Genomic DNA, 25,480 nt, shown 5'->3' on the forward strand with positions numbered 1-25,480 from the left:
ATTCCACAACCCATCTCTCAGCAATGGCTTGCCCATCTTCCTGTTTTACACAGTGTTTTGTTCGGAGTTCTTGGGAGTATAACATCCGCGCATCACCCTAATTTTTTGAGGGGGAGATGCAGGCTAAACCGCGCCCCCCTGGGCCCATTGGCCGCCTCGACCCGGCCCCCATGCCAGCGGGCAATGGCCGCCACCAGGGCCAGCCCCAGGCCGCTCCCGCTGCGGCGGTGTTCCACCTGGGCCTGGTAGAAGCGCTCAAACAGGTGCGGGAGCGCGGCCTCGGGAATGCCGCCGCCGGTGTCCTCCACCTCCACCAGCGCCTCGGCCCCTATCTGGCGCAGGGTCACGCTTACCTCGCCTGCCGGGGTGAACTTGAGGGCATTTTCCAGCAGGTTGCGCAGGGCCAGCCCCAGGGCCAGCCGATCCCCGGTGACCAGGAGCGGCCTTTCGGGCAGGCTGACCCGGAGCGCAAGCCCCTTGGCCGCGAACAGGGGCAGAAGATCTTCGACCACTTCGGCAGCCAGCTCGTTGAGGACTACCCTTTCCCGCGCCAGCCCCTGCCCGGCTTCGGCCCGAACCAGTTGCAGCAGCTTTTCCACCAGGGCCAGGAGGCGCTGGGTGGAGCGGTAGGCCGAGTCCAGGGCCTGGGCCACCTGGGGGTCGCGGTTTTTATCCTGGGCCTGCTCGAGCCGCCCCAGGAGCACCGTCAGGGGGGTGCGCAGCTCGTGGGCGGCGTCCTGGGTGAAGCGGCGCTCGTTTTCGATGAGCTGGCCCAGGCTCGCCAGCAGGGCGTTGAAGGCCTGGCTCAGGGTGAAGAGCTCGTCGCGGGCCACGGGCAGCGGCAGGGGGCGGTTCCAGCTCTGGCTCTGGGCCCGCTCCCGCGCCGCCAGGGTCAGGGTGCGCACCGGACGGAGGGCCCGCCCCACCAGGAAATAACCCAGCGCCAGGGCCAGCCCCAGGGCCGCGGGAAACACCCAGAACAGCACGCGCTCGAGGGCCCGCAGGCTGGCCTCGAGGCCCGCCAGGGGCCGCCCGGCCAGCAACAGCCCCCCGTCTACGCGGATTCCGCAGAAACGAAAATCGGCTGCCGCGAAGCACCCCACCCGTGGGGCGGGTGGGGGGTGGGGGGTGCGTCCCAGGCCCTCGGCCAGACCCTGCGCCCCATAGAGCAGCAAGGCCAGATCGGGCGGGAGCTTCGGCAGGAGTTCGCCCTCCTGGCTGAACCCGAGCCGCCCGTTGTCGCTGTTGACCCAGGGCTGGGCCAGCATCAGGGCCTCCTGCAGGCGCTGATCCAGCTCGGCCTGCAGGATGCGGGCCAGGCCCAGGCGCAGCCCCAACCCCGCCAGCAGCAAGACCCCGGCCACCAGCAGGGTGTAGAAGAGGGTCAGGCGCAGGCGGAGGCTCATCCCAGCAATTTATAGCCCAGCCCGCGCTGGGTCTCGATGGCCTCCGGGGCCAGCTTCTGGCGCAGGCGGGAGATGTAGGGGTCCAGGCTGCGCGGGTCAATGCTGGCCTCACCCGGCCAGACGTGCTCCAGCAGCAGCTCGCGGGGATAAAACTCCCCAGGGTGCAGGGCCAGGAACTCCAGGATCAGCCACTCCTTGGCGGAGAGCTCGAGCGCTGTCCCGCTCCACCAGGCCTGTTTGGCCTTGAGGTCGAGGGCGAGCCGCCCCACCTCGACCCGGTTCTGGGCCACCCCCCTGGAGCGGCGCAGCAGGGCCCGTACCCGCGCCCGCAGCTCGCGCAGGTGAAAGGGCTTGACCAGGTAGTCGTCGGCCCCGGCCTCGAGGCCGCGCACCCGGTCGTCCAGGCCGTCGCGGGCGGTCAGCATCAGCACCGGAAGCCCGTCCCCCCGCCCCCGCAGGTGCTCCAGCAGGCTGAAGCCATCCCGCCGGGGCAGGCCCACATCCAGCACCACCAGGTCGTAGGGAAAGCCCTCCAGCAGCCCCTGGCCCTCCGCGCCATCCTGGGCCCAGTCCACCGCGTAAGGCTCGGCCTCGAGGGTCTCCTTGACCAGCATCCCCACCTCGGGGTCATCTTCAATCAGCAGAATGCGCATAAAAACAGCCTGGCCCAAAAAGGTTTAGCGATGGTAAAAGCCAGCCCTGCCCTTTGGAGGCAGGGCCAGCCCTACAGGACGGGTTCAGTTGTCCTCGCCTTGGCCCTCTCCCCCGTTTTCACCGTCGTTTTCCTCGGCTCCGCCAAGAGCGGCCCGGTCCAATACCTGCGCATTTCCGGCGTCAATCTTGATCTCCTGCCCGGCAATCACCACCTCCCAAACCAGATAACCGTTCTCATTGCCGAGGCGCACCTTGGTGGGAGCGGCGGTGGTCCCCACGGCGGCCTGGGCCGCCTTGACCGCATCGGCCATCGAGACCTTGGCCAAGGACGCGTAGTTCTGCCCCTCCTGTACCGGGATGCTGCCCCTATAGCTGGGGTGCTGGGAGCCGCTCTGCCCGGTTTGCTGGGCAAACGCGGCCAAACTCAAGAGGGCCAATGCCGCCAGTAAAATCGCTTTCCCATATCGTTTCATCTCTTTCCTCCTCGCCAGGCTTCCGCCCGGACGAGTCCAAGGTAGCTGGCTTACCTTGCGGGAAGGTTGAGCCCCCTGAGAAAACGGTGGGAACCCAGCCATCGCTGCCGGCGGAGGCCGGAGGGTTCTTTGCCAGATTTTTACCTTTTATCCCTAGCCTTTGGGCTATGAATCTCTCCTCCACCCCCGCTCCTAAGGTGCGCTCCCTGGTTCTTCAGCCCATTTTCTGGCTTGGGCTCCTGGGGCTGGTCCTGCCCACGCTCGGATTCGCCCTGCTGGCCGGGGAGATAGCCCGGCACCAACCCCTGCCCTGGGACAATTCCCTGTTGCTGAGCATCCACCGACTGGCCAGCCCCGCCCTGGACCGCGGGATGATCGCCATCACCAAGGCCGGGGGGTTCCTGGGGATGCTCCTGCTGGTGATCGGGGTGCTGGGCTACCTGGCCCTGCGGCGGCGCTGGGATCAGGCGGTGTTTTTTGGCCTGGCGGCGGCGGGAGCCGAGGCGGGCAATCTGCTGCTCAAAGCGATTTTTCACCGAGTCCGCCCCGACCTGTGGCCCTCGCCCACCCCTGAGCACGACTACAGCTTCCCCAGCGGCCACGCGATGGGGGGGGTGGCGGTGATGGCCGGGCTGATTGTGCTGGCCTGGCCGACTCGAGCCCGCTGGCCGGTGCTGATCCTGGGGAGTGCGTTTGCCCTGGCGGTGAGCTTCTCGAGGCTCTATCTGGGCGTGCACTTTCCCTCGGACGTGTTGGCAAGCTGGGGGGCATCTTTGGCTTGGGTAACACTGCTGGGGCTGGTTTTCCGCCGCAGCCTAACCGCGAGGCCGTGAGCAGCGGTCGCGCGGGAGGCCTGGAGAGCTGGAAGCAAATGGCTTAAGTACCGTAACCCCATCTAGCCCAAAACAGGGAAAATACCCAAACCTGAGGAAATCTATGCTGAGCGTTTTTGAACTGGTTATGCTGGCCCTGCTCCAGGGCGTAACCGAGCTGTTCCCCGTAAGCAGCCTGGGACACACCCTCTTGCTCCCCGCGCTCCTGGGCTGGCCGTTAGACCAGAAGGCCCCCGAGCTGCTGCCCTTTTTGGTGATGCTGCACCTGGGGACCGCGATAGCCCTGATCCTCTACTTCTGGCGGGACTGGCTCGAGCTGATCGGCGGCTTTTGGGCCTCATGGCAGGGAAGGTCAACCCCGCCGGGACGGGTGGCCTGGCTGCTCCTGGCTGGTACGGTCCCGGCAGGTCTGGTGGGCCTCCTCTTCCGCAACACCTTCGATCGGCTGTTCCACGAACCCCGGCTGGTCGCCGGGGCCCTGGTGGTCAACGGGCTGATCCTGCTGGTGGGCGAGGCCCTGCGCCGCCGTGCAGCCAAGGCCGAGCTGGGACGGGTGAGCGCCCTTAGCTTTGGGCAAGCAGTGCTGGTGGGCATCGCCCAGGTCGGGGCCCTAATCCCGGGGCTCTCGCGCTCGGGCCTGACCATGACCGCCGGGCTGGCGGTGGGGCTCTCGCATGAGGCGGCTGCCCGCTTCGCCTTCCTGCTGGCCACCCCGATCATTCTGGCCGCGGGGGTGCTGGAGATCCCCAAGCTGCTGCACAACCATGCCCATCTTGGTCAGGCCTTGCTCGGCGGAATACTCACCGGCCTTGCCGCGTACTTCTCTACCGCATTCCTGGTGCGTTACTTTCACGTAGGCAAACTCAACCCTTTTGCCTATTACTGCATCGCCGCAGGGCTACTGGCCTGGGTGCTATTGCGCTAGGCCTTCATCGGGCTTGCGCCGGTCGGCGGCTGCGCTGCAGCCTTCCCGCGGCAAAATAGGACCCAATCACCAGGGCCCCTGCCAGGGCCTGGGCCAACAGACCCTGAAGGTTGGGGAACACCGCGAACCAGGTCCCCAGCCAGGCCGGCAGGCCCAGCGGGAGCGGCGTGGTCGCCAGCCAGCCGGCCTGCTGGCACTCCTGCACGCTCTCCCCAACCATCACCAGGAGCACTCCCCCGAGCATCACCCCGGTCAGGATCAGCATTTTCTTGTAGGGAAGCTTGTGGTGGGAGAGGAAGGTGATGACCGCAGCCATCGCGGTGAGGGCCAGGCCAATCAGGACCCCCTCGAGCACCACCCCCGAGCCCATCCGCAGCCGCAGGCTCTGCAGAAATAAGACGATCTCGAAGCCCTCGCGGTACACTGCGGTGAAGCCCAGCAGGGCCAGCCCTCGGTACACGGTGGTCGGAGAGAGCACCGGAGCCTCCGTGAGCTCTCGCTTCTTGCGGTTGTGCAGCCCGATCCAACCGGTCCAGTAGACCTTGTGAAAAAACCAGTTCATGATGATCAGCAGCACCACAATCGCCAGCAGCCCGGTGGCCGCCTGAACGTGCAGGGCTGGGGCATTGATCTGGCCCATCACCGCAACCACCACAAACCAGGTGATCAGGCTGGCCAGACCCGCCAGAGCCGCCCCCGCCCCTACCGGCTTCCAGTAGCTTTGGCCGCTGCGAACCATGCTGGCCGTGAGGGCCGAGAGTACCAGAATGGCCTCCAGTCCCTCGCGAAACACCAGGATGCCGGTATCGGCGATCGCGGCCAGCGGACTGAGGTTGGCCGCGGTGGGATCAGGGTTTCCATGGGCCGTGAGGGCCTGCCAGACCAGCACAGCCATGACTGCGCTCGAGAGAACCAGGAGCAAAAGGGTGCTGGGAAGAGATCGGCTGGTACGAACCCCGTGCTGCATAGCGGAATGGTAAGCCCGCCCAGCTATAAAGTCAAGTATTCCAGTCGGATTTATAAACTATTGCTAATGGTAACTGTAATCAGTTTTAGGAGGCCTTTGCAAAAATGTTCGCAGAAAGCCCACTGCTTTAGCGGTAGGAGCGTCAATGCTCACAAGGAACCAAAGGCCGCTAGGCTATGCTCTGAATTAGGTCTTGCGCTATGCGGCGCCCTTCGTCTCCCCCTGGCTCGAGCCCTCCCGAAACCCCGGGTGCTTCCGGTGATGTTTTTCAGCCGTCGCCGGAGGTGCGCGGAGGGGAGTTGGCTTTGCTGCTCGAGCTGAGCCGAATTCTGGCCAGCCAGCTTGAGCTCCCACAGATCTATCGCCAGACCGTCGAGCTGGTCGCGCGCACGTTTGGCTACGCTTTGGTCTCGCTGTACACCCTGGAGGGTGAGGCACTGGTCATGTCGCACCAAGTCGGCTACACCCGGTTCATCGAGCGCATCCCTTTGGGACAGGGCACCATATCTCGCGCGGTGAGCAGCGGCCAGACCGTCCATATCCGCGAAGCCGAACGCGATCCCGATTTCCTCCTACGCTCTGCCGGGCATCACCTCGATGGTGGCGGTGCCGATTCACGCCCGCAACCAGATCCGGGCCGTGCTGTGCGTAGAGGCTCAAGGGGAAGCCTTATCCGAGGGGGATGCGCGCCTGCTCGAGGCGGTGGCGTTGCAGGTCGGCGGGGCGGTGGAGCGGGGCTTGCTCGCGGCCTCGTTGCTGGAGGGGGAGCGGCTCTACCGCACCCTGGTCGAGACCATGCCTGCAGCCCTGATTCTCTACGATGGGGAAAAGTATGTTTACGCCAACCCACGGGCTCTGCAGACCCTCGGCCTTCACTCATTGGAGGAGTTACAGCGGCGGAGCTTCCGCGATTTCAGCCAGAGCGGAGCCCCTCTGGATGCCGGACGCTACCGGCGAGTGCTGCAGGGGGAGCCCATTGAACGGGTCGAGGACCAGCTCAAGAACCTCCGAGGTGAGGTCGTAGACTTGGAGGTCTCGGCCCACCCAGTAGAACTCGATGGGCAGGTGCTCGGGCTGGTAACCTGGCAGGACATCACCCAGCGCAAGCGGGCCGAGCGGGCCCTTCTGGAGAGCGAGGCCCATTACCGCTACCGGGTTGAGCTGAGCCCCCAGATTCCCTGGACCGCCGACCCCACCGGCAACATCACTGACCTCAGCCAACGCTGGACCCAGCTCACCGGGATGAGTCCGGCCGAGACCCTGGGTCAGGGCTGGGCCGCCGCCCTCCACCCCGATGACCGCGCACGGGTCTTGGCAGCCTGGGCCCAATCGCTCCACAGCGGTGAACCCTTCTGCTTGGAGATGCGCTTTCGAACCGCCGCTGGGGACTACCGCTGGATGCTCTCGCGGGCTTACCCCAGGCGGGATGACTCCGGTCAGATCGTGCGCTGGTACGGTACCACCGAGGACATCCACGACCGCAAGGAAGCCGAGGCCGCCTTGCAGCGCAGCGAGAGCCTGCACCGCACCCTGATGCGCTACAGCCGTGAAGTGGTAGAGATCCTCGACCCCCAGGGCAACCTGCGCTATGTTTCCCCCAATGTCGCCTTGCTCGGCTTTGATCCTGAGTATTGGAAAACCCATCCGGTGAACATCTTCAGCTACGTTCCCCTCGAGTATCGGACAGGGGCAGAGCGCTTGCTCAATGAGGTCTTGAGCGCTTCCCAGCCGCTTGGTGCGACGGTGGGGCCGGTGGTTTTGCCGCTCCACACCCCAAATGTTCCCGCTGAGTGGATGTGGTTCGAGGTGCTGCTGGAGAATCGGCTCGCCGATCCTGACATCGCGGGTGTCGTGCTGCGGGCGCGGGATGTGACCGAGCAACACCACTATCAGGCTACGATCCAGCACCTGGCCTATCACGACGAACTCACCGGGTTGTCCAATCGCCGGAGGTTTAATGAGCAAGCTGAGGCGATGATTCACCGAGCCGCACAGGAGGGCCAGCCCTGCGCCTTGGTATATCTTGACCTCGATCAGTTCAAGGAGGTCAACGACTCTCTGGGCCACCCGGTCGGCGACGAGCTGTTGGTGCAGGTAGCCCAGCGGCTACGGGATTGCGTGCGCGCGAGCGACCTGCTGGCTCGGTTGGGGGGCGATGAGATGGCCATCCTCCTACCAGGAGCCGACGAACGACGCGCCAAAACCGTAGCCGCACGTGTGCAGGCAGCACTCTCGGAGCCCTTTCACCTGGCAGGTTTGCAGGTGGTGGTCACCGCCAGCCTGGGCATCGCGCTCGCGCCGCAACACGGCAACACCCTCGAGGCCTTGCTGCGGGCTGCCGATCAGGCTCTGTATGCCGCCAAGGAGGGGCGCAACCGCTGGTCGGTCTACCGCTCTGGCCTTGAACAGGCCTCACGCAGCCGGCTCGAGCGGGTGCAGGACCTGCGCCAGGCCCTGCGCGAGAATCAGCTGAGTCTGGTCTACCAGCCAATCCTGCCGCTCCGCCCAGGATTCCCTCCCAAGGCCGAGGCCCTGCTGCGTTGGACCCACCCCACCCGTGGGCCCATCCCCCCCAGTGAGTTTATCCCCCTGGCCGAGGCCTATGGCCTGGCCCCGACCTTGGATACCTGGGTGCTCAAACAGGTTCTCCGCAAGATGCCTCCGGAGCCCTTTGAGGTTTGCGTCAACCTCTCGACCCTGAGCCTGCAGGACGCCCACTTCATGAAATGGCTGACCCGCGCTGTACAGGGCGAGCGGCGAGACCCTACCCGACTACACCTCGAGGTCACTGAGACCGCCTTGTTGCGCGACCTCGAGACCGCCCGCCGCCACCTCGAGGCCGTGCAGCGGTTGGGGGTGCGGGTGGCCCTCGACGACTTTGGGGTAGGGCAGACCACCCTGGCCTACCTCAACCGTCTGCCGGTAGACCTGCTCAAGGTGGACCGCAGCTTCGTGGGAGGGATCGGTAGTGCGGCAGGCGAGGCCCTCCTGGCAGGAATTCTCTCGCTGGCCAAAGGTCTGGGGATGATTACCGTGGCCGAAGGGGTCGAGACCGCTGAGCAGCTCGCCTGGCTGCGCCGCAGCAGTTGCGATTATGCCCAGGGGTACTTCGTGGGCAAACCGGGGGAGTTGGGCCAGCTCCAGGCCAGCTTGGCAAAAGCACGCCTCACGACGCACCTCCCTTGATTGGGCAGGGGACTGAAAGCGGCTCCTCGACAGGATGTATGAACTACCCACGACCAACCGCTATCGCGGTATGGTCGGGGCTTTGCGGTTCAACGGGGCCAGACCTCAGCCCCTCCCCGCCCCCTGGTTCCCAGGGGTAGATTCCCTTCGGGACGGGCGGTTGCCCGTACACCCAGGGGTAGATTCCCTTCGGGACACGCTCATGCGTGTACACCCTAGGGTAGATTCCCTCTCGGGACGGACTTGGTCCGTACACCCTAGGGTCCAAGGCCCATCTCAGCATGACCAAGGCAGCAGCCCGGTCGCGGGACATCTCGCACCCGCAAGGGCAGCTATGCATCCGCTGAGCGAGCGGTTTCTTCTCCTGGCGCAGGCAGATGGGACAGGTCTGCGAGGGCTTGACTTTTTGGGTGGGCACCTCCACCAGCCGCGTACCAGCCTCTGTCGCTTTGTACGCCAGCTTCTGCAAAATACCCCGCATCCCCACGTCGAGTATCGCTCGGTTGAGACCTGCCTTTCTGCTCCCGCCCCTAGCCGTCATGTTCTTGACCCGCAAGGTCTCGGTGGCGATGAGCCCGTAGTGGCTCACCCATGAAGTGGTCACCAGTCGGGCGCTACGCAAGAACCACGCCGAACACCTCAGCAAGTTCTACCGCAAAAGGGTGCTCTGGTCGGGTTCCTACGCCATCCTGACCGCCGGGGGTGCACCCTTGGAGGTGCTCAAGCAGTACATTCAGGGCCAGCGCAGGCCCCCAGTGGCGTAGTTTCGCCGAACAAAGTGAGGGGCGTAGCCGCCTCTGGCGGCGTGGAGCTACGAAACCGAAGAATGCGTCCGGGCTCGGACGCATGGTTTCGAGATTCCTTCCCCGACCAAACTAAGGTTTGGTCAGGGTCTCTCGCCCCACACCCCGAATGTTCAGCCAATCCTAGGGTTCTGGAAAGCCGATGAGGGAACGAAGCGGTTATCGCCCTCTCTGAAGGGCTTCCTCAAGCGTGTTCCAGGCCAACGTGGCGCACTTGACCCGGGCAGGCAGCTTGTGCACCCCGGCCAGAACCTTGAGGTCACCCAGCTCCGGGGCCGGCTCGGCCCCGTCCACGATCATGGCTTTGAACTTTGCTACCAGGTCCAGGGCTTCGGGGATGGTTTTGCCCCGGATGAGCCCGGTCATCATCGAGGCCGAGGCCATGCTGATGGCACAGCCCTGGCCCTGCCACAGGGCCTGGGTGATCTGGCCGCCCTCGAGCCGCAGGTGCAGCTCGAGTTGATCCCCGCAGGCGGGGTTCACACCGGGCGTGGAGACCACCGGCGGGGGCAGCACCCCGAAGTTTTGCGGGTGCTTGTAGTGCTGCAGGAGGGTTTGTTTGTAGATCTCGTCCAGAAGGCTCATAGCCAGTCCTTGAAAAACTCCCGCACCGCCCGCATAGCCTCTATGAAGCGGTCGACGTCCTCTCGGGTGGTGTAGAGGTAGAAGCTGGCCCGGGTGGTAGCGGGAACCCCCAGCTTGCGGTGCAGGGGCTGGGCGCAGTGGTGTCCAGCCCGCACCGCGATCCCCTGTTGGTCGAGGGCAGAGGCCACGTCATGGGCGTGGACGCGGCCCAGGGTGAAGGCAATGACGCCGCCCCGGTCAGGCCCGCGGGGGCCGAAGGTCCGCACCTCCGGCAGCTCCTCATCCAGGCGATGCAGGGCGTACTCGAGGAGGGCCTGCTCGTGCTTCCAGAGGTTCTCCAGCCCCACCCCCAGCAGGTATTCGGCGGCCGCCCCCAGGCCCACCGCCTCGGCGATGGCCGGGGTCCCGGCTTCAAAGCGCTGGGGAGGCTGGGCATAGGTGGAGCGGTCCAGGTACACCTCGCGGATCATCTCCCCACCGCCCAGGAAGGGTTCCATCTGCGCCAGAATCTCGTACCTTCCCCACAGCACCCCGACCCCGGTTGGCCCACCCATCTTGTGCCCGGAGAAGGCGAAGAAATCGGCCCCCAACCTCTGGACGTTCACCGGCAGGTGGGGGGCGCTCTGGGCCCCGTCCACCACCAGCAAGGCCCCGGTCTCCTTGGCTGCTTTGGCGATCTCGGCCACCGGGTTCAGCGTGCCCAGCACATTGGACATGTGGGTCAGGCTGACCAGGCGGGTGCGCTCGGTCAGGAGGGTCTCGAGCGCAGCCAGATCCAGCCGACCCTCCGCGGTGATCGGAATCGCTTGGATCCTTGCCCCGGTCTGCCGGGCGACAAAGTGCCAGGGCACCAGGTTGGCGTGATGCTCCATCTCCGTGAGCAAGATCTCGTCGCCTGAGCGCAGGTTCTTCATGGCCCAGGCATAGGCCACCAGGTTCAGGGCCTCGGTGGCGTTGCGCACGAAGATGACCTCGCGCTCGGCGGCGCCTATGAAGCGAGCCAGGGTTTTGCGGGCGTCCTCGTAGGCCTGGGTGGCCTCGAGCGAGAGGGCGTAGCCCCCCCGGTGGACGTTGGCGTAGTGCTCGCGGTAAAAGCGGCTCAGCGCCTCAATCACCACCCGCGGCTTTTGCGCGCTGGCGGTGGAGTCGAGGTAAACCTGGTCGGGCCTGGCTCCAATCAGGGGAAAGTCTTGGCGCACCTCTCGGGCTGTGGGCATACAGACCTCGGATAGTCCAAATCTAACCGATCCGAGCCAGGACTTCTGCCCCCTAGGTCTGCCGGGGCAACCAAACCACGGCCCGCAGCCCACCCTGGGCCGGGCGGCTCAGCTCGAGCCGCCCCCCGTGCCCCTCGGCCACTGCGGAGACGATGGCCAGCCCAAGCCCCGCCCCGCTGGTTCCCTGGAGGCCGGAGCCGCGCTGGAAAGGCTGGCGCAGGCGCTCGAGCTCCCCCTCGGGAATGCCGGGGCCATCATCCCGAACCTCCAAGAAAACCTCCCCCCCACGCACCCCCGCGCTCACCCAAACCCTGTTCCCACCATACTTCAAGGCATTGTGCAGCAGGTTGGACGCGGCAAGGCCAAGCGCGGTGGGGTCCCCCTGAGTGGGGGCAGGGGTGGTGCTGATCGCAATTTCCACCCCTCTTTGCTCGGCCTCGCCGGAGGCCGCTTGCACGATTTCTGCGGCCACCCCCGCCAGGTCTACCGGACCTGCAGATGCGACCCGGTGGGCCCTGGCCAGCGCCATCAGGCTCTCTACCAGACCGGTCATCTCCCGTCCCGTCTGGGCCACGAGCTGCAGGGCCGCCCGATACTGCTCGGGGGTGCGTTCCCGCTCCAGGCTGAGGGTAGCCCGCCCTTGAAGCAGCGTGAGCGGGGTGCGCAGCTCGTGGGCCGCGGCCAGCGCGAAGGCCTTTTCGCGCTCGATGGTGGCCTCGAGCCTCTCCAGCATGGCGTTGAAGGTCTGGGTAAGCCGGGCCATCTCGTCCCTGCCGGGGGCCTCCGGAACCCGCTCCCGGTAACGCCCTGAGGCGGCGATGGCCCCGGCCAGCCGCGCCACTGCATCCACCGGCCTGAGGGCTCGGTCCGCCAACAGGTAGCCGATCCCCAATCCCAGCAGCAGCAGCCCCGGCAGCCCCAGCAGCAGCAACCTCTGGGTGCGCCCAATCGCTCGAGAGGTCTCCACCTGGGAGCGCATGGCCTGCACGAACCCCCCATCCGGGAGCGGCTCGGTGTATACCCTGACCTCCCCCACGGTGGCAAACCCTACGCTCAAGGGAGCGCTTACCGCAGGCTGGCCCAGGCGATCGATCTCCTGGCCCTGGGCATTGAAGATCTGCAGCGCGGTGCTCCCGGGAAGCTGCGCTAGGAACAGCGTGCTCGAGTTCTCCGGGGCCGTCAAGGCATCGCCGCCGATCTGGCTGGCGGCGATTCTGGCGGCCTCCTGGAGCGAGTTGTCCAGGGCCTGATGGAGCGAAGCCCGCAGGGCCAGAAACAGGACTCCACTGCTCAACACGAGGGTCAGAGCGGAGAGGCCCGCATAATACAGGGTCAGCTTCCAGCGGAGGCTCAACCGCCCTCCTTTACCCGGCCCAGCCGATAGCCAAGCCCTCGCACGGTCTCAATGACCTCCTCCCCCAGCTTGCGCCGCACCGCAGAGACGTAGACATCCACCACCTTGGTGTCCACCGCGCTTTCCTCCGGCCAGACCCGCTCGATCAGGGCGTTGCGCGAGTAGGCCCGCCCAGGGTTCAAGGCAAAACACTCCAGCAGAGCATACTCGCGGGGGGTGAGGCCAACCGGCGCCCCCTCCTTGAGCACCTGGTGGGCGGCCAGGTCGAGGGTGTAGCCCAAGGGCAAGGGGATCAGGTTGGAGGAACCCCCTTTCGCCCGGCGCACCAGGGCCCGGATGCGGGCCCGGAGTTCACGGAAGTCAAAGGGCTTGGGCAGGTAGTCGTCCCCACCCCCCTCCAAACCCTCGAGCCGGCTGTCCATATCGGCTCGAGCGGTTAGGAACAAAATTGGAGTGGGGTCGCGACGCGCACGTAAGGCTTTGGCCAGCTCGAAGCCGGCCTGCCGCCCTTCTGGCAGCATCACATCCAGCAAGATGAGGTCATAGGTCTGCATCTCGCTCATGGCATTGCCCATGGTGGCGCTGGGGGCGTGCTCCACGATCAAGCCGTCTTCTCCTAGCCCCTCGACGACCAGCTCGGTGAGCCGGGGATCGTCTTCAACCAGCAAAATTCGCATAGCGCTCCCCATCCATCTTAGCCGCACAGGAAGGGGGTAGCGCCCGGCGGTAAACCTCCTCCCCCACCATGAACCGGCCCTGGGCCAGCTCAGCAAACTCGCGCTTGCGGTTGACGATGATCAGGCGTCGGTACCGACCCTCCATGCGCTGGATGATCTGCCGGGCCAGGGTGCTCTTGCCCGAGCCCGACTTGCCCACGATGAGGATGCGGAAGGTTTGTCTACCGGCCATTAAACCTTTGCTTCATCGTAGATCACCCGAAGGTGACCCAGGAGATGGATCAGGCTGGACAGCAGCGCTTCCTGGGTTTTTTCGCGCTTCTCCGGTGGAAGGGCCTGGGCTTTACGATAGAGGGACTTGAAGGTATCCATCTCCTCCAGCAATTCTTCCCAATAGCCTTGGGGAATATCCATCAACCCTTCATCCGTTTTTTCAGCCGGGCTACCTCTTGTTGCCATGCGCGAATCTCCTTTTTCCATTTTGCCACAAGTTTGGCATCCGGAATGGCTTTTCTCATTTCCTGCTTGATTTTGGTTTGGTGGATTAATATCTGATCCGCCAAGCCAGCGATTCTTTTGCGGATTTGCTTGTTATTGCTGGCCATAGGCTTGCAAGATTTCCCACCCCGCCCAGGCGGCCAGTGCGAAGGCTACCGAGGCTATGGTAGAAGCACTGGCCACGAGAGGCCCTGAGCGCAGAAGAGGTGGCCTCGAGGGTAGGACTCAGCCGGGTCTCAGCCTGGCGCTACTTAGAGTACCTCTGCGAACAGGGAACTCTGCTCGCAGAGATGACTTACGGTAGCGTGGGCCGCCCTACCAAGCGCTACAAACCCCTCGGTGGGGTGTAAAGAATTCCTTTGGGTTTCTCGGGCAGGTCAAGAAGCAGCCTCTAACCAGCCCGTATTTGCCGGATGAAAATCTTCGTGAGTTCTGGGTCAAATTGTTGACCCGCTTGCCGTTCAATCTCCGCCAGAGCCTCTTCCGAACGCCAAGCAGGCTTATATGGGCGTTCAGATATCAGGGCATCATAAACGTCAGATAAGGCAAAAATACGAGCGAGCAGGGGGATTGTTTTCCCTTCAAGGGCATCCGGATATCCAGTCCCATCCCAGCGCTCATGGTGGTGGCGAATGATCTCCAACGTGGCTGGGGGCAGAAAACCCATTTGTCGAGCCATTTCCTCGCCCACAATGGTGTGGGCTTTCATGCGCTCCCACTCCTTAGGGTCCAGTTTGCCTGGCTTCTTAAGAATGGCGTCAGGGATGGCCAGTTTCCCTAAGTCATGGAGGTAGGCTCCCCAGCGCAATTGGGTCAGCATCGCTTCATCTAGGTTCAATGCTTCAGCCAGCCGAAGCGCCAGGGCAGTAACCCGCTCCGTATGCCCTGCGGTTTCAAGGTCACGATATTCTAAGGCTAGACCCAATCCTTTTAGGCTTCCCTCTCGAGCCTGACGAAGCTCCTGCAGGGTCTGGGCTTTTTCCAAGGCTCGCCCCAAGCGACGAGAAGCAAATCCCAAGAGTGGTAGGGGGTTTTCTTGATAGGCTTGGCGAAAATCCAGCAGGCCCAAAATCCCTACGGTCTGGCCAAACACCCCTACAGGCATGTAGGCTATGCTTTTCAATCCTGAATTTACCCATTCCGGTAAGGCCAAGGGGTGATCGGGATAGAAGGGTACAAAGAGAGCTTCGCCCGTCTGTAACACCTGCCCCACCAAGCCTCGAGTCAACGGATAACTTTCTTGCTGAGGCTGACTCAACCACTCCTGAGGAGGTTTCCCGGCCATTCCTCCGGTCTTTAGGCCTTCAGGGGTGACTTTTCCAAAGAGCGCCACTTGGAAACCGCTAATACGCCACAGCGCATCCAGGGCCTGCTCTAAAATTCGCTCTGGATCTTCCAGGGCCTCCAGCTGTACCGACAACTCAGCCAACGCACGAAATCGCTCCGCTTCCCCCTGCGCTCTCTGCAAGGCCTCGAGGCGGGCTATGGCGGCTCCAGCCGCTTCAGCTAACGCCAGCAAAAAATGGCGGTCCTCCGGGAACAGTCCCTCACCTCGCTCTGCCGTATCGGCCGATAGCACACCCAGCACCTGCCCCACGGCATTTCGCAGAGGTACACCCAAGTAGGCCCCATGTCCAAGCGGGCCAGAATAGAACAGCGCCTCGGGAGATTCAGCAGCGTTTTCCAAGTAGAGCGCCTCTCCCCGCTCCAACACCCGCCAGACCAACCCCTCTTCCCTACCCATCCGCTGCCCACGCGTGACTTCAGCGGCGCGGCCTGCTGAAGCCACAATTTCAAGGCAGTCCTCTACCCCTCGATACAGCAAGAACAACGCACTGGTAGCCCGAGTTTCTTGGAGAGCAGCTTCTACCGCAAACTCATAGACCTCCTGTAGGCTATGGGCAGGGCGTAACAGGCTATGGGCTCGAGCGGTGGCTTCCAATCGCGCCAGTCCCTCGCGCTGTTGTAGCTCCAAAGCAGCCCGCTGGGCATAGGCCAATAAAATTTCCCGCCTCAGCGTGGCCTCGTTCTCGGATAGGGCGGCATCATGCATCGCCACCAAAATACCCAGCATCTGCCCATCGGTTCCGCGCAAGGGCGTACCCAGGTAGGCCTCTGCCCCCATCTCGACCACCAGCTGGTCACGAGGAAAGTAGGCCCTGACCCCCTGGTGATATTCACAGAAGTGCCCCGCGAAAACATCGGCACAAGGGGTATCTTTGAGGTCGTATTCCAGTGGCTCCCCGCCATACACCGCAATCGCCAAGGCTCGATCAGGGGCCAATAACCGGTCTAAAAAGACCCATCGCATCCCCAAGCTCTCACCCAGAGCCTGCACCAATGCCTCTAAGTCACCTGGAGGAACCTGGGCCAGCCGCTCTAATGCTGAACGCACCCGACGCTCAGCTAGAGCCAGGCGATGACGCTCGAGAGCGCCTGCCAACATACCCCCCAAGCGCTCAACCAGAGATATCTCATACGCGGCAAAGGCTTTGCCCCGGCTCCCAGGCTCTGCATAAGCGACCCCAAAAGCACCAACAGGTACTCCCAGAATGCTCAGCACTGTATAAGATTGCAGTGCAGCAGCCTCAATCTCACCCGGCGCAAAAGGCGGCTTGGCGGTGTCCTCCACCACCAACGGGGCCTGATGTTCTTGAATCCAAGCTGCCCAAGGCTCCCGCTGTGGGTCGAAGTCGGCTTGGCGAAAGGGTTCAATTTCCTCTCCCACCCCACTCACTCCTAAGAGCCGCCAAGGCTGCTTCCTCTCGGGATGGGCCCACACCGCCGCTCGTCCACCCCCCACTGCCTGGGCGAATAGCCGAGCAAAACCGTCAGCCAAAGCAGCAGGCTCATTTTCCTGAGCGGCTAAAAGAGCCCCCTCTAGCAATAATCGGGCCTCCAGGTCGCGGCGGGCCCGCTCGAGAGCAATGGCCCCTGCTTGGGCCAGCGCCTCGATCCATCGGGTATCCGGAGCAGTATATGCAGGAGCATTTCGGAGCACGATCAGCACGCCCAGCCCTTCCCCTTGGGGGTCGGGAAGGCGTGTGACGATGCCGCTACCACTGAGCGAAATTTGTCCCTCGAGCGGGTTGTAGGCTCGTAAGTCTTTGGCTAAATCCGCCACCACCTGGGTTCCCTCTTTTATCGCAACCCAGGAAATCCCCCGACCCGAAGGCAATCGTTGGCCCACGGCTGGGGCCCAAATGCCATTCGCAGCCGCTACCCGCAAAACATCTCCCTCAAGCCAAAGTACAGCCGCCTGCTCTGCGCCCACCAGCTCTGGGGCCAGCTCTATGATTAGCTGGGCGGTTTCCTCAGGGTTCTGCGCCTCACTCAGTACCTCCAAGGCCCGAAGCCATATGCCCTGCTCCTTAGAGCGCTGCATGAGGGCCTCTCGATCCTGCTCTCGCAGCAGGGCAAGGGAAAGTTGGGCAGCAAAGATCTTGGCCAGTGCAACGGCAGCTCGAGGATTGCTCAGTCCGTAAAGCCCCAGGAATCCCAAAATTGAGTCATTCGGCTGCAAAGGTAGAACCAGGGCATTGCCCAATGGGGCCAACTGCGACAACCAAATGGGCACTCCTTCTACAGGTATCTCGGTAAGGACCACCGGGGTGCCGCTGCGCCAGACCTGGGCATGAGGGTTCTCTTCAAGGGAAGCGCTCTGCCCCACAAAAGGCTCAACTTCTCTTCCTGCGGCGGCAATCAAGCGACGTTGCGTACCCTCTACCAGAGAAACGGTCGCCGCTTTTGCTCCTAGCAACTGGCGGGCTTCTTGTGCACCAACATGCGCGATCTCGGTCAGGCTCTTTCCCTGCAACATGGCCTGGTCCAAGCGATGCAGGGCCTCCAGAGTACTTTGGCGGCGCTCCAGCTCTGTCTTTGTCTGTGCGTATTGAAGGATCAAGCCAAATAGCGGCAATACCTCTTTTAAGGCTGTGATCCCCTCCTCTGGCACAGCTTCAAAAAATAGTAGGGCCAGCGTACCCAACAACCCCTCTTCCCCTTCTAAAGGAGCTAGCAGCAGCCCTTGATAACCCAGCTCAGCCCAATGTTGGCTGGCTGGCCCCGTTGCCTCTGAGGGCAAGCGATAGGCTAAAACCTGCCCAGCACTTAAAGCCTCCATCTCCTGTGGGGTAAGGCGGGCCTCCTGAGGCGGATCTACTCCAACAGCCACCTGTAACCCAAGACCATTCTCTCGAAAACGCAACCAGGCTCCCCAAGCCCCTAATGCCCCTGTCAGGGCACTCAATCCTCGAGTAGCCAAAGATTCAGGGTCACCTCCCAAAGCTAGGGCATGACTCAGACTGCTTAGGAGTCGCTCAATGGCGAATTGACCCATGATTATCTAACTATATAGCAGTTCTCTAAGCAAAGACGGTAGCCGGTGCAGAGGCGTATGGCCCCGTTGTATGGGCTAAGCAGGGTCAATTCAAGGCCGAAACAACCCGCCCAATGAGCGGGCTAGGCGTGGGAGACGGGGTTTAGGAGGCTTTGCGGGCCCTGCGGGCTTGATTGGTGTGCTTGACCCCAGGCTTAAGGTATATCTTGGTTTTGCGCACGTCTTTCAGGGCCTCAGCAGCAGTTAGCTCTTCCAGGGCAGGGTCAATCCGGTTCCAGTACCAGAACTCAGCCTCCTCGGCCTTGCTCTTGAAGCGAGCTGGTACCTCTTCAGGTTTGATGTAGCGGATTATCTTTCCCATCATTGGAGTTCTTTATATCGCTTGGGCCGAAGCATGGTGGCGGCTGATCAGTCGGGTTCGCCCAGCTCTTTGGATGCAGATTGCCACGAGCGGTTGGTGGTCTGGGGTGCGCGAGAGCAAGGTGCAGCCCTGTATCCGCTGGCTGGGCCAGGCCAAAGGGATGGTTTTGGAAAAGCAGGCGTCCTCTCCACCGCGTGACGACTCCTCGGACTGAAGTCCGAGGCTTCTCGGTTCTCACGGAACGGCTACTGCCGTATCCGTCTGCGGGCGGGTACACGCCCCGACCCTCCCCGAAGGCCCCGTCCGGGCCTGTTGTGTGCTTTTCCATACCGATGTTGAGGCTCTTCCCCTTCTTTCATCGGGACGGTCTCGTTCAAGGTTTTACGCGGGGAACGAGGGTTTGCTACCGTCATGACCGGGCAAACACTTTGTCCCCGCAACCCCCTACCTCGACTTTCAAAGTGCTCGGGGATCGCTGTCCCCAAGGGGATTTTATCGCACATGTGCCGCCCACCAGCGAAGACACGAATGCGTCCGGGCCTGGACGCATGTCTTCGGGTCGCTGCTATGTGCTCCTTCGGAGCACGTGAGAGAGTCCATGTATCCCACGGATTAGAAGGTCCGGGGGATTATAGCTCCCCCACACCCCCTCTTTTCTCTAAAGTGGGCCATCCCCAGGCCATGCGGCCAACTTAGGAGTATTCTGAATCGTATCCTATGCAGTACCAATCCTATGCCTATGGTAAAAATCACTGGACCCTCGAGCCCGACCTGCCCCACGTCCTGAGCCGCTTCTGGAAAGGCTGGCGGGCCCACGAGACGGAGCTTCAGCGCTTCGGTACCCTGGCCGGGGGCGAGGCCTACCGTGTGGCCGACCACGTGGACAAGGAGGCCCGTCCGGTGCTGGTGATGCACGACCTGGAAGGCCAGCGCATAGACCGGGTGCGGCTCTCGCCGGCCCAGGAAACCCTGAATCGCGAGCTTTCGGCCATCAACCGCGCCCCTTATGAAGGGTGTAGCTGGCACCTGCACTTCGCCTATGGCTTCCTGCTGGCCGACCCGGGCCTCTACTGCATCCAGACCATCACGGGTGCCACCGTCTACGCCATCCACAAGTACGCCCCGCAGTTTGCCCCCTGGAAAGAGGAACTCTTGCAGGGGAAAGCCTTTGGGGCTACCTGGATGACCGAGGTGCAGGGCGGCTCCGATCTGGGGGCCAACAAGGTGCGGGCGGTGCCGGAGGGGGCGGTCTGGCGGCTCTATGGCGACAAATACTTCTCCAGCGGGGCGGGCCTTACCGACTACGCGATTGTTTCGGCCCGCCCGGAGGGGGCCCCGCCCGGCCCCAAAGGCGTGGCTTTGTTCCTGGTGCCCCGCCTGGACCGCAATGGAGCGCTCAACTACCAGGTGCGTCGGCTCAAGGACAAGCTGGCCACCCGCGCGGTGCCCTCGGGCGAGGTGGACTTCGAGGGCAGCGAGGCCCACCTGATAGGCCGGGCCGAGGAGGGCATCTACTACATCCTGGAGACCCTGACCCTCTCGCGGCTGGCTAACGCGGTAGGCGCACTGGGCCTGGCCCGCAAGGCCCAGCTCGAGGCCCTCTTGCGCGCCCAGCACCGCACGGCCTTCGGCAAGAAGCTGGAAGAGCACCCCCTCGTTCGGCGCGACCTGACCGACCTCTCGGTGCGGATTGCGGGCGGCCTGGCCCTCACTTTCCGCGCGGTGGCGGCCTGGGAGGAGGCCTGGCTCGAGACCCCACCCTACAGCCCCCGCTACCACTACGCCCGCCTGCTGGCCCACCTGGCCAAAGCCCGCACCGCCGAGCACGGCACCTACTGCACCCAGCTCGGCATGGAGCTTTTTGGCGGGGTGGGCTTCGTGGAGGACTTCGCCATCGCCCGGCTGGCGAGAGAAGCCCTGATTACCCCCATCTGGGAGGGCCCGGCCAACGTGCAGGCCCTGGACACCCTCGAGGTGCTCTTCCGCAAGGGGGCCGCACAGCCCTTTGCCGAGGAGTTTTTGCCCAGGCTCGAGGCTGTCGGCACCGAGGAAGCCCGCCTGGCCCATTCCGCCCTGCAAAACACCCTGGCCCATCTGCAAACCCTCTCCCCGGAGGAAGCCCAGTGGCAGGCCAAGGACGCCCTGCGCACCCTGGCCGATGCCGCCACGGTGGCCCTCCTGTACGACCTCGGCAGCGAGCGCCATGCCAGGCTCGCAGCCCTGTACGCCCGGCACTTCCTGCAAAAGGAGGAGTACCCAGCCTGGGCGATGCGGGAGCCCCAGGTGTGGCTTCCCGAGGGAATGGCCCGCGACCCTATTCCCGACATCCTCTCTGGGCGGAAGTCCGGGGGTTCCTAAACAGGTTGGAGTCCCCTTAAACCGCAGTAGATTCCCCTGGGGATTTTACAAAAATGTTCGCAGAAAGCCCACTGCTTTAGCGGTGGGATGAATGCGAACGCGGCGTGATTGCGCCGCTAGATATTGCTACTGCCCAGGTCTGCAATATGCTAAAATCAGAACGTGCCCACCCAGACCCTGACCCTCAAGCTGCCTTTCCTGAATCTCAACCAGGTCAAGTCAGTGGAGTGGTCAAGGTTGCGGGAAGCCAACACCGCCCTGGCCAACCGCATCCTGGCTATGTCCAGAGCAGAACGCCGCAAGCTGACCACGGCCAGCTTCAAGGACAGCGAACTCAGCTCGGCGTGGGTGAACCAGACCATTCGCAACGTCAACAAGTCTAAGAAGGTCAAGGTCTTCAAGCGACTTCCTCTGGAGACCAACAACCAGAACTGGACGCTGCACAAGGTGGGAGATACCTACTCTATCGCCTTCGGGCTGTTGCGCGGGGTCAAGAAGCGGGTTCCTCTGGTAGTCCATCAGGCCAACCACCGAGCAGTGCTGGAGGGCATCCTGGCAGGGACGCACAGGAAGGGTTCTATCAAGCTGGTACAGAGCAAGAAGGGGGTCTGGTACGCCTGTATCTCGGTGACCTGGGAGGTTCCCAGGCCCGCCGAGACCACCCGCTTTGTTGGGGTGGACAGGGGCCAGCACCACCTGGCGGTAGCGGCCACGCCGGAGGGCCGCTCGCTGTTTCTGAGCTTCGGGTGGATTCGCCACGTTCGCAGGCACTACGCCACCAAACGGCGCAGGCTGCAAAGGGCGAGCAAGCACAAGACCGTCAAGCGTCTGGAGCAGAAGGAGCAGCGCATTATCCGGCACATCAACCACATCCTCAGCAAGAAGCTGGTGGCCTTTGCGAAGGAGCACAACTGCGGGATACGGATGGAAGACCTCACGGGCATCCGTAACTCCAAACAGCGCAAGGCCACCAAAAGCCGGGCTGACCAGAACCGTGACCTCTGGCCCTACTACGATTTGGAGACCAAGACGGCGTACAAGGCCCTCTCAGCAGGGGTACCGTTTGAGAAGGTGCCTGCTGCCTACACCTCCAAGACCTGTTGCCGTTGCGGGGCCATCGGGGTACGGAATCGGCATAGCTTCCGCTGCGAACGGTGTGGCTATCAGGGACACACCGACCATAACGCCGCTAGAAATATCGGCGCGTGGTTGGGGCTGTCCTGCCTCTGGGTGAACAGGCCCGTCAGGGCTCTGTCCCAACAGGGGATCGTCCCTGTGGTTCTTCAGGTTCCACAGGGCGGGGTGCATGGCACACCCCACGGGTGTAGACCCCCAGGGTCTCCCAAAGGGAATCTACCCCCAAGCTGGGTAAGCGAAACCAGTCCGAAAGGGCTGGCGTAGCGAGAACCAGAATCCCACGGATAAATCCGTGGGAGTGTCAACGACGGCTCACCCCCCAGGGTCAAGGTCAAGGGGCTCGAGCCGCCCTATTAACATGGGGCCATGGCCCAACTGGATGCGGACGCGATTGTGGTGGGGGCGGGGCTGGCCGGGTTGGTGGCTGCGGCGGAAATCGCCGATGCGAGGAAGAAGGTCCTGCTGCTGGAGCAGGAGGGAGAGCAAAGCCTGGGCGGCCAGGCCCATTGGTCGCTGGGGGGCTTGTTCTTGGTGGATAGCCCCGAGCAGCGCCGCCTGGGCATCCGGGACTCGCTCGAGCTGGCCCAGCGCGACTGGATGACCACGGCGGCTTTTGACCGCCCGGAAGACCTCTGGCCTCGCCGGTGGGCCCAGGCCTATCTGGAGTTTGCCGCCGGGGAGAAGCGGGCCTGGCTGAGGGCCCAGGGGCTGCGCTGGTTTCCCATCGTGGGCTGGGCTGAACGGGGTGGGGCGGGGGCGGGGCTGCCCGGCAACAGTGTACCCCGCTTCCACCTCACCTGGGGCACCGGCCCGGGCGTGCTCGAGCCCTTCCTGCGCCGGGTCCGCCAGCACCAAGCCCAGGGCCGCTTGCAGTTTCGCTTTCGCCACCGGGTCCGGGGCCTGCACCAGAGCAACGGCGAGGTTCAGGGGGTCTGGGGCGAGGTGCTCGAGCCCACCGAGGTGGCCCGGGGGGAGTCCAGCTCCCGCCGGGCGGTGGGGGAGTTCAGCCTGTACAGCCAGGCGATCCTGATCGCCTCCGGCGGAATCGGCGGCAACCTCGAGCGGGTGCGGCACTACTGGCCCACCGAGCGGCTGGGACCCGCCCCAGAGTTCATGGTGATGGGGGTGCCGGAGCACGTGGATGGGCTCTTGCAAGAGGCGGTGCGGGCCGCGGGGGCCCACCTGATCAACCCCGACCGGATGTGGCACTACACCGAGGGGCTGCGCAACTGGAACCCCATCTGGCCGGGGCACGGCATCCGCATCCTGCCGGGCCCCAGCAGCCTGTGGCTCGACCCCACCGGGCGGCGCCTGCCCTTCCCCCACATCCCTGGGGCCAGCTCCCTCGACACCCTGAGCCACATCACCACCCATCGCTACCCCCACACCTGGTTTCTGCTCAATCGGGCCATCATCAAGCGGGAGTTTGCCCTCTCCGGGAGCGAGCAAAACCCCGACCTGACCAGCAAGAGCCTACGCAGGACCCTGGGCCGCCTGGGGAAGGCCGTGCAGCCCCCGGTGCAGGCCTTCATGGAGCACGGGGTGGATTTCGTCGTGCGGGACACCCTGCGGGAGCTGGTACAGGGGATGAACGAGCTGAGCGGAGGCCCCCAGGTGGACTATGCCTGGGTGGAACAGGAGGTGCGGGACCGCGACCTACAGCTTCGCAACCCCGCGGGAAAAGACGCCCAGTTGGCCATCGTGCGGGGGGCCCGCAGCTTCCTCAGCGAGCGGCTGGTGCGGGTAGCCCAGCCCGCGCCGATCCTCGACCCGGCCAACGGCCCCCTGATCGCGGTGCGGCTCAACCTGCTGACCCGCAAATCGCTGGGAGGCCTCGAGACCGATCTGCAGGGACGGGTGCTGGATACCGCCGGGCGGGTTATGCCGGGCCTCTACGCCGCGGGCGAGGTGGCGGGGTTTGGCGGTGGGGGAATGCACGGTTACCGCGCTCTGGAGGGCACTTTTTTGGGCGGTTGTCTCTTCAGCGGGCGCACCGCCGGACGGGCCATCGCCGCGGCGGTGAAGTGAGGCTCCAGGGTCAGCGGGGCGGGGCCTGGCGGTTCAGGCGCAGGGAGAGGGCCGGGTTGGGGGGCAGCTCGAGCTCGCGCATGGCCGCGCTGTACAAGGCCCAGGCCTCCTCGGCATGGGCCGAGCCCAGCAGCCGGGTAAGCACCTGCTCATCGGTGGGGTCCAGTTCCAGGGCCCGCAGCCAGTCCGAGGGGTCGGAGCTCTCCAGCAGCCTGGTGTGTTGCAGCGAGCGCCAGCGCTGCCGGAAGGCCTCGAGCTCGGGGTGCTCTATTCCCGCTAAGGGCGGGGTGGCCAGGGGGTGCTGCCAGAGGTCTACCCTTAGCTCGGGCACGCGGAGCAGGCCATAGGGTTTGAGGAAATACCCTGGGGCGCGGCTCGGGCGACCGGGCTCGAGGGTGTTCAGGAGCTCCGACCACAGCACCCGAAACTCCCCATCCGAGACCTCCAGCGCGGCCTGCAGGCCCTCGCGGCTCCAGTCGCGCACCAGCAGCAAAGCCAGCATCAGCCGGGTTTTCTCTCGCTTGAAGCGCACCGCCTGCCCCTCCACCCGCACCTCGAGCCCCCCCTCGGCCCGAATCTCCACCCGTACCCCTGGGTGATACGCCACCGAGAGGGCCCCGGCCTCCCACAGCAGGCGGCGGGCCCGGTGGGGGGGCGGGGCCAGGAGGGTCGGCCCCAGCAGGAAGGGGTAGCGCTGGAGCACCTCTACCCCCTGGCCCTGCCAGGGATAGGCCAGGGCCAAGGCCTGCAGGAATTCGTCCTCGAGGCCGATCAGGGCAGGAAGCGCCAGGCGTTCTCCACGCCGCAGATGGACCTGAGCCACCATCAAGGTCAAGAAGGCCTCCACCCAGGCATCGCCGGCTTCGCGGCTGAGGCGCAGCATCTGGGCCAGGGCCTGGGGGTCGCCCAGCGCCGCCAGCCCCCCCAGCGGCTCCACCTGAAGCCGGGGAGGCCCCCCCTGGGCCAGGGCCAGGGCCCTTCGGTAGGCCGCACCGGCCTCGGGCCAGCGGTCCTGGCCCAGCAGGGCGTGTCCCAGCCGGGCCTCGGCCAGGGCCACCACGAAAGGGCTCCCCAAGGCCTCCCCTTCCCGGCGGCCCTTATGGGCCGCGGCCTCCGCGGCCTGGGCATCCCCGGCAAGGGCCTCGAGCAAGGACAGCAGCAGGGTGCCCTCGCGGTGGTTTTGGGCCACCGGGGCGGTGCGGCTCTCGCCCTGCCGCAGGGCCTCCAAGGCCTCCCTGGGCCGGCCGCTGCGCAGGTACACCCGCGGACCCTCCAGGCCCATCCGCACGGCCTCCGCCACCCGTCCCGCATTGAGGGCGTTCTCCGCCCACAGCGGCCCCGCCTCGGCGGGAAAGAGCTGCCGGGCCCGCTCCAGGTGGGGCCAGGCTCGAGCCGGTTCCACCGTGTCCAGGTAGAGCCGGGAGAGCCCCAGCACCGCGCGATCTACCCCCGCGCTGAGGGTCTGGGTATAGGCGACCTCGGCCTCAGCGTAGCGCCCGGCCTGGCGCAGCCCCTCGGCGTGGAGATACCCCAGCCCCGGACGAGCCGAGAACACCGCCTTGGGCAGGCGCTCGAGCATCGCCAGCACGGTGTAGGTGAGCCCCTGGGCCAGCCACTCCTCCCCCTGCTCGAGCAGCAGGTCTGCGGCGTGGCCCACCCGCCCCGCCTCGAGCAAGTAC

At 64.5% G+C, this 25,480-nt stretch carries 22 protein-coding genes and 1 pseudogene; 8 read left to right on the plus strand and 15 right to left on the minus strand.

Features of this window, described 5'->3' with window-relative positions:
• Positions 1-92 precede the first annotated feature (92 nt).
• From Mgrana_RS04775 to Mgrana_RS04785, 3 genes are all read right to left on the minus strand, one after another.
• Entirely contained in the window at positions 93-1,406 is a 1,314-nt protein-coding gene (locus Mgrana_RS04775; RefSeq protein WP_119356464.1) for a sensor histidine kinase, read from the minus strand.
• The gene (locus Mgrana_RS04780) at positions 1,403-2,059 is read right to left on the minus strand and encodes a response regulator transcription factor (protein WP_119356465.1); all 657 of its coding nucleotides are present in this window, start codon (positions 2,057-2,059) and stop codon (positions 1,403-1,405) included. Before Mgrana_RS04780 ends, Mgrana_RS04775 begins: the two co-directional genes overlap by 4 nt.
• An 84-nt stretch (positions 2,060-2,143) precedes the next feature.
• Entirely contained in the window at positions 2,144-2,533 is a 390-nt protein-coding gene (locus Mgrana_RS04785) for a PepSY domain-containing protein (RefSeq protein WP_119356487.1), read from the minus strand.
• Positions 2,534-2,700: 167 nt separating this feature from the next.
• Between Mgrana_RS04785 and Mgrana_RS04790 the strand changes: the two genes are divergently transcribed.
• A complete protein-coding gene (locus tag Mgrana_RS04790) occupies positions 2,701-3,366 on the plus strand; it encodes a phosphatase PAP2 family protein (RefSeq protein ID WP_170146400.1) in 666 nt (221 codons plus the stop codon).
• 103 nt (positions 3,367-3,469) lie between these two features.
• Positions 3,470-4,291, plus strand: coding sequence for an undecaprenyl-diphosphate phosphatase (locus Mgrana_RS04795; RefSeq protein ID WP_206075053.1), 822 nt, complete (start codon positions 3,470-3,472; stop codon positions 4,289-4,291).
• A 4-nt stretch (positions 4,292-4,295) separates the two neighbouring features.
• Here the strand turns inward: Mgrana_RS04795 and Mgrana_RS04800 are convergent, their stop codons facing one another.
• Positions 4,296-5,258, minus strand: a complete 963-nt coding sequence (locus Mgrana_RS04800) for an FTR1 family protein (protein ID WP_119356467.1) — start codon at positions 5,256-5,258, stop codon at positions 4,296-4,298.
• A gap of 588 nt (positions 5,259-5,846) precedes the next feature.
• Here Mgrana_RS04800 and Mgrana_RS04810 point away from each other — a divergent pair.
• On the plus strand, positions 5,847-8,444 hold the full coding sequence (locus Mgrana_RS04810) for a bifunctional diguanylate cyclase/phosphodiesterase (RefSeq protein ID WP_338067256.1): 2,598 nt from the start codon (positions 5,847-5,849) through the stop codon (positions 8,442-8,444).
• Positions 8,445-8,487: 43 nt separating this feature from the next.
• Here the strand turns inward: Mgrana_RS04810 and Mgrana_RS17345 are convergent, their stop codons facing one another.
• Complete coding sequence (locus Mgrana_RS17345) at positions 8,488-8,985, minus strand: zinc ribbon domain-containing protein (protein ID WP_371862083.1); 498 nt, start codon at positions 8,983-8,985, stop codon at positions 8,488-8,490.
• Positions 8,986-9,040: 55 nt separating this feature from the next.
• Between Mgrana_RS17345 and Mgrana_RS04820 the strand changes: the two genes are divergently transcribed.
• Positions 9,041-9,208 (plus strand): transposase, encoded by a 168-nt coding sequence (locus tag Mgrana_RS04820; protein WP_371862080.1) that lies wholly within the window; start codon positions 9,041-9,043, stop codon positions 9,206-9,208.
• A 198-nt stretch (positions 9,209-9,406) separates the two neighbouring features.
• Here the strand turns inward: Mgrana_RS04820 and sufU are convergent, their stop codons facing one another.
• From sufU to Mgrana_RS04855, 7 genes are read right to left on the minus strand one after another with little or no spacing between them, the layout of a single operon-like run.
• Positions 9,407-9,832 (minus strand): Fe-S cluster assembly sulfur transfer protein SufU, encoded by a 426-nt coding sequence (gene sufU, locus Mgrana_RS04825; RefSeq protein WP_119356471.1) that lies wholly within the window; start codon positions 9,830-9,832, stop codon positions 9,407-9,409.
• Positions 9,829-11,049 (minus strand): aminotransferase class V-fold PLP-dependent enzyme, encoded by a 1,221-nt coding sequence (locus Mgrana_RS04830; protein WP_119356472.1) that lies wholly within the window; start codon positions 11,047-11,049, stop codon positions 9,829-9,831. The genes sufU and Mgrana_RS04830 overlap by 4 nt, the downstream gene beginning before the upstream one ends.
• Positions 11,050-11,101: 52 nt before the next feature.
• Positions 11,102-12,403 (minus strand): sensor histidine kinase, encoded by a 1,302-nt coding sequence (locus Mgrana_RS04835; protein ID WP_119356473.1) that lies wholly within the window; start codon positions 12,401-12,403, stop codon positions 11,102-11,104.
• Entirely contained in the window at positions 12,400-13,080 is a 681-nt protein-coding gene (locus Mgrana_RS04840) for a response regulator transcription factor (RefSeq protein WP_119356474.1), read from the minus strand. The genes Mgrana_RS04835 and Mgrana_RS04840 overlap by 4 nt, the downstream gene beginning before the upstream one ends.
• A complete protein-coding gene (locus Mgrana_RS04845; protein ID WP_240631255.1) occupies positions 13,061-13,312 on the minus strand; it encodes an ATP-binding protein in 252 nt (83 codons plus the stop codon). The genes Mgrana_RS04840 and Mgrana_RS04845 overlap by 20 nt, the downstream gene beginning before the upstream one ends.
• On the minus strand, positions 13,312-13,494 hold the full coding sequence (locus Mgrana_RS04850; RefSeq protein WP_119356475.1) for a hypothetical protein: 183 nt from the start codon (positions 13,492-13,494) through the stop codon (positions 13,312-13,314). Before Mgrana_RS04850 ends, Mgrana_RS04845 begins: the two co-directional genes overlap by 1 nt.
• Complete coding sequence (locus Mgrana_RS04855) at positions 13,494-13,685, minus strand: hypothetical protein (RefSeq protein WP_119356476.1); 192 nt, start codon at positions 13,683-13,685, stop codon at positions 13,494-13,496. The genes Mgrana_RS04850 and Mgrana_RS04855 overlap by 1 nt, the downstream gene beginning before the upstream one ends.
• A 99-nt stretch (positions 13,686-13,784) precedes the next feature.
• Between Mgrana_RS04855 and Mgrana_RS17350 the strand changes: the two genes are divergently transcribed.
• Positions 13,785-13,928 carry a hypothetical protein gene (locus Mgrana_RS17350; protein WP_371862081.1) on the plus strand — a complete coding sequence of 48 codons (144 nt, stop codon included), beginning with the start codon at positions 13,785-13,787 and terminating at the stop codon, positions 13,926-13,928.
• A gap of 41 nt (positions 13,929-13,969) precedes the next feature.
• Here Mgrana_RS17350 and Mgrana_RS04860 read toward each other — a convergent pair whose 3' ends face one another.
• On the minus strand, positions 13,970-17,410 hold the full coding sequence (locus Mgrana_RS04860) for a GAF domain-containing protein (RefSeq protein ID WP_240631256.1): 3,441 nt from the start codon (positions 17,408-17,410) through the stop codon (positions 13,970-13,972).
• A 649-nt stretch (positions 17,411-18,059) separates the two neighbouring features.
• Positions 18,060-18,281 (minus strand): hypothetical protein, encoded by a 222-nt coding sequence (locus tag Mgrana_RS04865; RefSeq protein ID WP_119356478.1) that lies wholly within the window; start codon positions 18,279-18,281, stop codon positions 18,060-18,062.
• A 714-nt stretch (positions 18,282-18,995) separates the two neighbouring features.
• On the opposite strand from Mgrana_RS04865, the gene Mgrana_RS04870 reads away from it, so the two are divergent.
• The 3 genes from Mgrana_RS04870 (at position 18,996) to Mgrana_RS04880 (ending at position 23,801) form a co-directional block, all read left to right on the plus strand.
• On the plus strand, positions 18,996-20,636 hold the full coding sequence (locus Mgrana_RS04870; RefSeq protein WP_119356479.1) for an acyl-CoA dehydrogenase family protein: 1,641 nt from the start codon (positions 18,996-18,998) through the stop codon (positions 20,634-20,636).
• A gap of 162 nt (positions 20,637-20,798) precedes the next feature.
• Positions 20,799-22,037, plus strand: a complete 1,239-nt coding sequence (locus Mgrana_RS04875; protein ID WP_206075054.1) for an RNA-guided endonuclease TnpB family protein — start codon at positions 20,799-20,801, stop codon at positions 22,035-22,037.
• 102 nt (positions 22,038-22,139) lie between these two features.
• Entirely contained in the window at positions 22,140-23,801 is a 1,662-nt protein-coding gene (locus Mgrana_RS04880) for an FAD-binding dehydrogenase (protein ID WP_119356480.1), read from the plus strand.
• A gap of 10 nt (positions 23,802-23,811) precedes the next feature.
• Here the strand turns inward: Mgrana_RS04880 and Mgrana_RS16795 are convergent.
• A pseudogene (locus Mgrana_RS16795) lies at positions 23,812-25,480 on the minus strand (hypothetical protein); the annotation flags it as partial.

Origin of the sequence: Meiothermus granaticius NBRC 107808, assembly GCF_003574355.1 — a bacterium.
In the GTDB taxonomy this organism is placed as follows: domain Bacteria; phylum Deinococcota; class Deinococci; order Deinococcales; family Thermaceae; genus Meiothermus; species Meiothermus granaticius.

What these genes read in the sequence shown, in the direction of transcription:
- Mgrana_RS04775 (WP_119356464.1), bottom strand. Translation starts at nt 1,406, where the DNA reads ATGAGCCTCCGCCTGCGCCTGACCCTCTTCTACACCCTGCTGGTGGCC.
- Mgrana_RS04780 (WP_119356465.1), bottom strand. Translation starts at nt 2,059, where the DNA reads ATGCGCATTCTGCTGATTGAAGATGACCCCGAGGTGGGGATGCTGGTC.
- Mgrana_RS04785 (WP_119356487.1), bottom strand. Translation starts at nt 2,533, where the DNA reads ATGAAACGATATGGGAAAGCGATTTTACTGGCGGCATTGGCCCTCTTG.
- Mgrana_RS04790 (WP_170146400.1), top strand. Translation starts at nt 2,701, where the DNA reads ATGAATCTCTCCTCCACCCCCGCTCCTAAGGTGCGCTCCCTGGTTCTT.
- Mgrana_RS04795 (WP_206075053.1), top strand. Translation starts at nt 3,470, where the DNA reads ATGCTGAGCGTTTTTGAACTGGTTATGCTGGCCCTGCTCCAGGGCGTA.
- Mgrana_RS04800 (WP_119356467.1), bottom strand. Translation starts at nt 5,258, where the DNA reads ATGCAGCACGGGGTTCGTACCAGCCGATCTCTTCCCAGCACCCTTTTG.
- Mgrana_RS17345 (WP_371862083.1), bottom strand. Translation starts at nt 8,985, where the DNA reads ATGACGGCTAGGGGCGGGAGCAGAAAGGCAGGTCTCAACCGAGCGATA.
- sufU (WP_119356471.1), bottom strand. Translation starts at nt 9,832, where the DNA reads ATGAGCCTTCTGGACGAGATCTACAAACAAACCCTCCTGCAGCACTAC.
- Mgrana_RS04830 (WP_119356472.1), bottom strand. Translation starts at nt 11,049, where the DNA reads ATGCCCACAGCCCGAGAGGTGCGCCAAGACTTTCCCCTGATTGGAGCC.
- Mgrana_RS04840 (WP_119356474.1), bottom strand. Translation starts at nt 13,080, where the DNA reads ATGCGAATTTTGCTGGTTGAAGACGATCCCCGGCTCACCGAGCTGGTC.
- Mgrana_RS04845 (WP_240631255.1), bottom strand. Translation starts at nt 13,312, where the DNA reads ATGGCCGGTAGACAAACCTTCCGCATCCTCATCGTGGGCAAGTCGGGC.
- Mgrana_RS04850 (WP_119356475.1), bottom strand. Translation starts at nt 13,494, where the DNA reads ATGGATATTCCCCAAGGCTATTGGGAAGAATTGCTGGAGGAGATGGAT.
- Mgrana_RS04855 (WP_119356476.1), bottom strand. Translation starts at nt 13,685, where the DNA reads ATGGCCAGCAATAACAAGCAAATCCGCAAAAGAATCGCTGGCTTGGCG.
- Mgrana_RS04865 (WP_119356478.1), bottom strand. Translation starts at nt 18,281, where the DNA reads ATGATGGGAAAGATAATCCGCTACATCAAACCTGAAGAGGTACCAGCT.
- Mgrana_RS04870 (WP_119356479.1), top strand. Translation starts at nt 18,996, where the DNA reads ATGCAGTACCAATCCTATGCCTATGGTAAAAATCACTGGACCCTCGAG.
- Mgrana_RS04880 (WP_119356480.1), top strand. Translation starts at nt 22,140, where the DNA reads ATGGCCCAACTGGATGCGGACGCGATTGTGGTGGGGGCGGGGCTGGCC.